Raw genomic sequence first — 2,399 nt, forward strand, 5'->3', positions numbered from 1 at the left:
GACGCGAAGGCGGGCGGCATGTTCCGCTCCGACGACGGCGGCGCGCGCTGGACGCCCGTCTCGTCGGACGAGCGCATCTGGAAGCGCGGCTGGTACTTCTCGGGCGTCACCGCCGATCCGAAGAACGCGGACGTCGTCTACGCGTGCGACACGGCGATCTACCGGAGCGACGACGGCGGCGTCACTTTCCGGCCGTTCCGCGGGTCGCCGGGCGGCGACGACTACCACGCGCTCTGGATCGATCCGGCCGACCCGCGCCGCCTGATCACGGGTTGCGACCAGGGCGCGATCGTCTCGGCCGACGGCGGGGCGAGCTGGAGCTCCTGGTACAACCAGCCGACCGCGCAGCTCTACCACGTGACGACCGACTCCCGGTTCCCGTACCGCGTCTACGGTGCCCAGCAGGACTCGGGCGCCGCGATGGTGCCTTCCCGCAGCGAGTGGGAAGGGATCACGATGTTCGACTGGCGACCGGTCGCGGTCGGCTACGAGAACGGAATGATCGCGCCCGACCCGTCCGATCCCCGGACGATCTTCGGCGCGGGCGTGACGCGGTTCGATCTCGACACGCTCCAGCTCCGCGACGTCGATCCCGGGCGCGCCTATCCGGATGCGTACCGGCACACCTGGACGAACCCGCTCGTCTTCTCGCGTCGCGATCACAAGGTCCTCTATTTCGGGAACCAGCGCGTTTTCCGCACGGCGGACGGCGGCGGCACGTGGACGCCGATCAGCCCCGATCTGTCGCGGGAGACGCCGCCCGTTCCGCCGAATCTCGATCCGGCGACCGTGCAGGACAGCCCCGTCCCCGGCCAGCGCAAGGGCGTGGTCTATGCGATCGCGCCGTCGTATCTCCGCGGCCGCGAAATCTGGTGCGGCACGGACGACGGCCTGATCTGGAAGACGTCCGACGAGGGTGCTCACTGGACGAACGTCACTCCCGCCGCGGTCGGCCCGTGGTCGAAGGTGACGGGTCTCGAAGCTTCCCGTTTCGACGCGGACACGACGTGGGCCGCCGTCGACCGACACCGCCTCGACGACTTCCGTCCGCATCTCTACCGGACGAAGGACGGCGGCCGCACGTGGACCGAGACCGTCGCGGGGATCCCCGACGGGTCGTTCCTCCAGGTCGTGCGCGAGGACCCCGTGCGCCGAGGTCTGCTCTACGCGGGGACGGAGACGGGGATCTTCGTCTCGTTCGACGCGGGGGACCGCTGGCAGCCGCTGCAGCTGAACCTCCCGGCCTGCTCGGTGCGCGACATCGACGTGCACGGCGCCGACGTCGTGATCGGGACGCATGGACGATCGTTCTGGATCCTCGACGACGTCGCGCCGCTGCGGGACCTTTCGCCGGAGATCGCGCGCGAGCGGCTGCATTTCTTCGCCCCCGAGCCGGCGTTCCGTGTCCACCCCGCGGTCTTCCAGGGAACGCCCGTGCCGAAGGACGAGGCGATCGGCGAGAACCCGCCGTTCGGCGCGACGCTCGACTACTGGATCGGGGGCGGCGTCGCCGGTCCGGTGACGCTCGAAGTCCGCGACGCGCGCGGTGAGACCGTCCGGACCTTCTCGAGCGCCGACCCGCCGAAGCCGCCCGACATGGGAAAGATCGCCGTCACGCCGGACTGGGAGGCGGACATGGCGCCGCTCTCGGCCGCGCCCGGAATGCATCGCTTCGTCTGGAACCTGCATTCGACGCCGCACACCGAGCTCTCGCCTCCCGACGAGGATTCGCGCGAAACGGGGCTGTGGGTCCCTCCAGGACGGTATTCGCTCCGCCTGACCGCGGGGGGAGAGACGAAGGAACGGGCCGTGGAGGTCCGGCGCGATCCGCGCATCCCCGCGTCCGAAAGGGATCTCGGGGCGCAGTTCGCCCTGTCGCGCGAGGTCGAGAAGATGAGGATCGACCTCGCTGCGACGGAGCGCCGCATCGCGGCGGTCCGAAAGAGCGTCGCGCCGCTCGCCGGAAAATTGCCGGGGGAAGCCGAGAGGGCCCGCGCGAATCTCGCCGCGCGGCTCGACGCCCTCGCCGGGACCGACGACATGATGAAGCTCAGCGGAGGAGGGCTCGACCTCGCGAGCTTCTCCGGCGTCGACGCGGTGCTCACGAAGCTGGCTTTCACGCTCGAGAGCGCCGACGGCGCGCCGTCGGAAGACGACCGGCGTGCGGTCAAGGCGGACCGAGACCTGGTCTCAACGGTCGTCGCGTCGGCGGACGCGGTTCTTTCAAATGAGCTCAAAGCATTCAACGAGCGTCTCCGGACAGCCGGGATCCCGGGGATCGCGACTCCCTAGGGAGGCCCTGGAAGAAGATCCGCTGCCACTAGGCCTTTAGGCCTGGTTTCGCGGCGTTTGAGCGATTCGATTCATCTGATCTATCTCTCTTAGCAACCGGCCTTCCG

Annotated in this window: 1 protein-coding gene; it reads left to right on the forward strand. The window is 69.5% G+C overall.

Features of this window, described 5'->3' with window-relative positions; translation table 11 throughout:
- On the forward strand, positions 1-2,292 hold a 2,292-nt coding region (locus tag VFS34_10695; GenBank protein HET9794920.1), incomplete at its 5' end, for a hypothetical protein.
- Positions 2,293-2,399 lie beyond the last annotated feature (107 nt).

The organism is Thermoanaerobaculia bacterium, assembly GCA_035717485.1.
Taxonomy (GTDB): domain Bacteria; phylum Acidobacteriota; class Thermoanaerobaculia; order UBA5066; family DATFVB01; genus DATFVB01.